The organism is Oceanispirochaeta sp., assembly GCF_027859075.1.
Lineage (GTDB): Bacteria > Spirochaetota > Spirochaetia > DSM-2461 > DSM-2461 > Oceanispirochaeta.
This window is the reverse complement of sequence record NZ_JAQIBL010000181.1, coordinates 1-5,041: the sequence shown is the minus strand read 5'-3', so window position 1 is coordinate 5,041 and position 5,041 is coordinate 1. Positions and strand designations below refer to the sequence as shown.

At 46.2% G+C, this 5,041-nt stretch carries 5 protein-coding genes; all 5 read right to left on the bottom strand.

Annotation, left to right across the window (positions count from 1 at the left end):
• Positions 1 to 1,452: heparinase II/III family protein (locus PF479_RS09865; protein WP_298005658.1), on the bottom strand; the 1,452-nt coding region annotated here is incomplete at its 3' end.
• A gap of 2 nt (positions 1,453 to 1,454) precedes the next feature.
• Complete coding sequence (locus tag PF479_RS09860) at positions 1,455 to 2,273, bottom strand: carbohydrate ABC transporter permease (protein WP_298005656.1); 819 nt, start codon at positions 2,271 to 2,273, stop codon at positions 1,455 to 1,457.
• Positions 2,263 to 3,162: a carbohydrate ABC transporter permease gene (locus PF479_RS09855; RefSeq protein WP_298005653.1), complete on the bottom strand. Its 900-nt coding sequence runs from the start codon at positions 3,160 to 3,162 to the stop codon at positions 2,263 to 2,265. The genes PF479_RS09860 and PF479_RS09855 overlap by 11 nt, the downstream gene beginning before the upstream one ends.
• A 61-nt stretch (positions 3,163 to 3,223) precedes the next feature.
• Positions 3,224 to 4,525: an ABC transporter substrate-binding protein gene (locus PF479_RS09850; protein WP_298005650.1), complete on the bottom strand. Its 1,302-nt coding sequence runs from the start codon at positions 4,523 to 4,525 to the stop codon at positions 3,224 to 3,226.
• A gap of 119 nt (positions 4,526 to 4,644) precedes the next feature.
• Positions 4,645 to 5,041 (bottom strand): AraC family transcriptional regulator (locus PF479_RS09845; RefSeq protein WP_298005647.1); only part of this gene is annotated, 397 nt, incomplete at its 5' end.

Here is a 5,041-nt window from a genome sequence, read left to right as displayed (position 1 = left end):
CTCAAAAGAGGAGGCCCTATATTCCAGCCCCTCCTTCTGCTCCACCCCATTCACGACAGGAAGATTGTGCCAGGAAGACTGCATGGACCAGATGGTATAGCGATTCTCATTGAAAGTATCCCGTGTATAGTCGCCGACACCCGGATCAATCAACAACGGCAGCCCTCCTGCATAGAGAACGAATTGTCCCACATCATTATGATTATGACTCTCATGATTATGACCGCCTTTGCAGGCGAAAGAAAGGGAGTCTGTCCTTTTGATATAGATCTGAGAATCCGGAAAAACATCCCTGCCGGCTTTGGCTTCCCGGGGAATCAGCAGATCTTCAGAAAGGAATACAAACATCAGGTTCCTGATGTCCCTGTGGGTCGAAAAGGCTTCCACCGGAGAATCCTGCCCCGGAACTTCAATTTGACCCAGCTCTCCGCCAAGTTGAATCAGGGACTCATCCTGAAGAATCCGGCCCATTCTGATGATCAGGCCCGTCGGCATATGATCCAACCTTCCGGGACAGTCTGCAAAATTGGCAAAATAATTCCCCTCCACATGAATGCGGTGCAGATAGGAGGCCGCCTTCTTGAGGAAAGGATCTTCCATTAACGACAAGGAGCTTCCTGTTAGGAATTCCAGGATATCCAGACAGCCAAAAAGAGAACCGATAGCGTGATCCCAGTAGGAGGGTCCCTCATCACATCCTCCGTCCGGCTGCAGAACATTCAGGTAATGATTAAGAATCTGAACAGCCCGTTTCGTACCCCTCTGCATCTCCTCTTCAGAAGGATGAAGGAGAAAGAGGGTATGTAGAAAATTATCAGTGATCCAGGGAGTCCAGTTATTCAGTTCTCCATGATTCCCGACTTTTTCAAAACCCATCCACCAGTGCTGATTATTTTCCATATAGGGCTGAATACAGCGTCTTCGGCATTCTTGATAAACCCGGAGGATCAATCTGTCCGCTTCCTTCAGCAAAGGAATGTTCAACAAGTGAACAGTGAGAGCCATCAGAGAGGCTGTATTAGCTGCAAACAAATCCACCCGGGGCGGTTGGACCGGAGGAAGGGCATTTTCATTAGGCCAGTTATGAGCTGGCAGAACCCAGGACCACTCATCACAAATGACCGAAAGGAGATCAATGATGCCATCGAGAATATCGGGATGACGATCTCCGGCACAGTAGGCCTTCACCATCCGCAATAGAAGGATTCTCCGTTTGAAATAGGGAATTTCAAAATGTACCCGGTTTCCGGTCCGCCTGAAATCCATAAACAAGCTTGCCGGGAGAGAAGGAATCCCTTCTTTCATTGCCTCCTGCCCTTGGCGGACAAACTCGGCCTTCTGATCATTCGGCAGCCTTTCCCAGAATTCAAAAGACTTCAGTGATGGGAGGTAGGTTTCCAGATCGAAAGATTTTAAAGAATCAGGAACCTTGACCAGTTTTTCCTGCAGCATGGTCATCCCTTGATTCCGCTGGAGGCGATACCCTGAATAAAGTACCTCTGAAGAGAGAAAAAGAGGATCATTACCGGGATGATAGAGATCATAGCAGCTGCCATCTGGGGACCGAAATACACCAAATACTCAGACACGAAATCGGTCATCCCCAGAGGCAGAGTCTTGAGTTCAGGACTGGTGAGATAGATGAGAGCAGAGAAGAACTCATTCCAGAACCAGCGGAAGGAAAAGATCAGAACTGTAGCCAGGACGGTCTTGGCCAGGGGAAGGACAATCTTCAAAAATATGGTCCATTCATGAGCACCGTCCATCCGGGCCGATTCCATAAGGGAATCAGGAAGGGTAATAAAAAACTGCTTCATCAGAAAGGTTCCGAATACAGTAAAAGAGCCTACCAGAATCAGAGCCAGATGGGTATTATAGAGGCCCAGAGTCTTGATGACCATAAACTGAGGGATGATGATGACCTGAATAGGGATCATCATGGACATGAGGTAGAGTACAAACAGAGTATCCCGGCCTTTCCATTTCAACTTGGAGAAAGCATAGGCAGAGGTGGAGGCTGTTCCCAGCTGTATAACGGTACAGAAAAAAGTCACTTTTATAGAATTCCAGATATACAAAGGAAATTTATCCAGCTGTTTGAAATTGAACAAACCTGAATTTGAAGTCCACAGAGCCATGGGAGCCTCAAAGATATCCCTTTCATTTTTAAAGGATGCTGTGATGATTATATAAACAGGGACAACAACAAAGAGAGAAGTAATCAGGATCAATATCCAGGTTGTACATTTTTGAATGATTTTTTTAGATGTCATAGGTTACCCACTTCTTCTGGTTTCTGAACTGGATCAGAGTGATAGCCAGGACAATAAGCAGCAGGATCAGGGATTCTGCTGAAGCATATCCGAATTTGTAATGAGTAAATGAATTCAGATATACATCGAAAACCACCACATTGGTAGAGCCTGCCGGGCCACCTCCCAGGGAACCGCCGGTCATCATAAAGACCTGGTCGAAGACCTTGAAACTTCCAATGATGCTTATGGTCATGGCAAAAAACATGGTGGGACTGAGCATAGGAAGGGTCACTTTGTAGAAAGACTGGAAACCGGTAGCGCCATCGATACTGGCCGCTTCATACAGGGCGGGGTTGATGGACTGAAGTCCTCCCAGAAAGATAATCATATAGTACCCGAAGGACATCCACAGAGTGACAATGATAATGGACATGAGAGCCGTATCTGTACTTGTCAGCCAGGCACTGCCAGGCAGTCCCAGTCCCGCCAGAATCTGATTGGCGAAACCTAGTGCAGGATTGCAAATCATAGAGAAAGCCAGTGAGACCCCTACGGTGGACAGTACGTTGGGCATAAAAAAGAGACTGCGGAAAAATGTTTTACCCCGTAATTGCTGATTCAGAAGTACTGCAAAGAGGAGCCCCATCAGGATCTGCAGGATGACTGTATAGACCGCAAAAGTAAGGGTTACTTTGAGGGATTGATGAAATTGGGGGCTGGTTAAGAGGATTTGGAAATTTCTCAACCCGATAAATTTCCAATTTGGTCCCCCTGAATAGTTGGTAAAAGCCACCCCTAATGTTGATATCATAGGAATAAAGATAAAGAGCAGGAATCCTGTAAATCCCGGTAGGAGAAAAGACAGGATCGTCGGCCATCCGACTCTTTCTAGAGATTTTCTTTTCATTTTTTTAAAGCTCCGGAAAAAAGAGAGAGCCCTGAAGGCTCTCTCCTGTGATTGTTTATGATTAGTCGGTTGAGTCGGAAATGGTCTGAAGTTCCTTCCTCATTTCAGGAAGAAAATCAGCATCCGAGATCTGGTTCATCAGGTACAGCTCTGTAAAACGAGCCACCAGCTGTTCCACCTTGCTGCCGTATTTGTTATAGAGCATGGGACGGACAGAAACATCCTCAGTGAAATACTTAAGAGATTCTTTATCAAGGATATTTTCTGCCAGGATAGCTTTTACATCATCATTGATTACAGGAGGCAGGAGTCCCAACCCCGCTTCAACCTTAGCACCCTCATTACCAGCGAACCAGGCGAGGACTTCAAAGGCGGCATCCTTGTTCTTGGATTTGCTGTGAACATGGCCGAAGGTGGGAGCTCCAACGGAGTAGTAATCAGGCGAATCACTGGGAAGTCTGGTAATTCTGAAATCTTCGGGTTTAAAGCTATCCACAACGAGGCCTTTTTTAAAGCCGTCGGCCATCATTCCGGGGAACCACTCACCAATAAGGAGCATGGGAGCCATGCCGCTGTACATAACCTGGGAGTAATGGGTTTTTGTCACTTTCAGGTCCACCAGTTTGGGCATATCAAGGCCGTCTTCCAGTATTTTTCTGATTTGGACTGATTTCAGAGCATAGTCATTGAGATCGACTTTACCCTTCGCATCGATGTACTGGACATTGTTCTGTGCTGCAGGATAGATCTGACAGCTTCCCCAGGTATAAAGACAGGAACCGAAGGTTTTTCCGTCACTTTCAGACACCTGCTGGGAGAGTTCCACAAACTTATCCCATGTCCACTCCCCTTTGTTCACCAGTTCTGTGGGGGTGGGGAGACCCTTTTCAATAAAAGGCCTCACATTGTAGTAGGTATAGTACTTTCCACCTCTATGGGGCAGAGCCAGGACTTTACCATCCACCTCGATGGCGGCACTCCAGGCTTTCATTGTGGAGTAATCAAAATTGTGTTTCTTGATCAGGTCGTTCAAAGGTTCAATGTAGCCGTTGGCGTTCTGGGCAAACATATCCACCTGTCTTTTCTGCATATACCCGTCCATGTTCATTCCACCGGCCAGCAGGGTGGTCAGTTTGGACTCATAGTCTGCTGGAGGGATATACTGTGGGTTGATCTGAACATCAGTATTGGCCGCATTGAAGGCGTTGAAGAGATCAGAATACTGGTCGTTTCCATCAGACCAGGTATAAAAGTCTACAGACACAGGACCTTCGGCGGCTGGGGCTGCTTTCTCCTGGGAACCTGCGGCGAAGCTGAACATGACAGGTATAAACAGAAAAAAAGCGATTAGAATCTTTTTCATTTAGAAACTCCTTTTAGATAAAATCTAAGATTATTATCCCTCCGGAATTTCAGGACCAGCAACTAAGGATTCTACAGGAAACTCACTAATTTCCTTATATGGACTCTCAATTTTACCATTTATTCCGATTTTTCATGATTTCTTCTGAATAGTGCCGGAGTGTGGCCTTTCATTTTTTTAAAACTGGTGAAGAAGGAATTATAATTGGAAAATCCTGCCCGGGCATATATCTCTTTAACAGGATTATCCGATTCCAGGAGAAGACGGGCCGCTTCCTCAACACGCAGTCTATTGATTTCATCCGAGAGAGACTGACCTGAGAAGTCTTTGTAGATCTGCCTGAGATAATTGACCGAAAATTTGAGCTCATCCGCCAGGGACTGGACACAGCATGAAGGATCCCGATAAGAGGCAAGAAGACGCTGTTCGATCTCCTGAAAGTGACTGGACCCTTTTCTATTCGACTTACTGGTTTCATCATAGAGACTTTTAAGGATATCCAGAAAAAAGGCCTGA

Excerpts from the sequence above, each read along its gene's own strand:
- PF479_RS09860 (WP_298005656.1), bottom strand. The coding sequence starts at position 2,273 with ATGACATCTAAAAAAATCATTCAAAAATGTACAACCTGGATATTGATC.
- PF479_RS09850 (WP_298005650.1), bottom strand. The coding sequence starts at position 4,525 with ATGAAAAAGATTCTAATCGCTTTTTTTCTGTTTATACCTGTCATGTTC.
- PF479_RS09855 (WP_298005653.1), bottom strand. The coding sequence starts at position 3,162 with ATGAAAAGAAAATCTCTAGAAAGAGTCGGATGGCCGACGATCCTGTCT.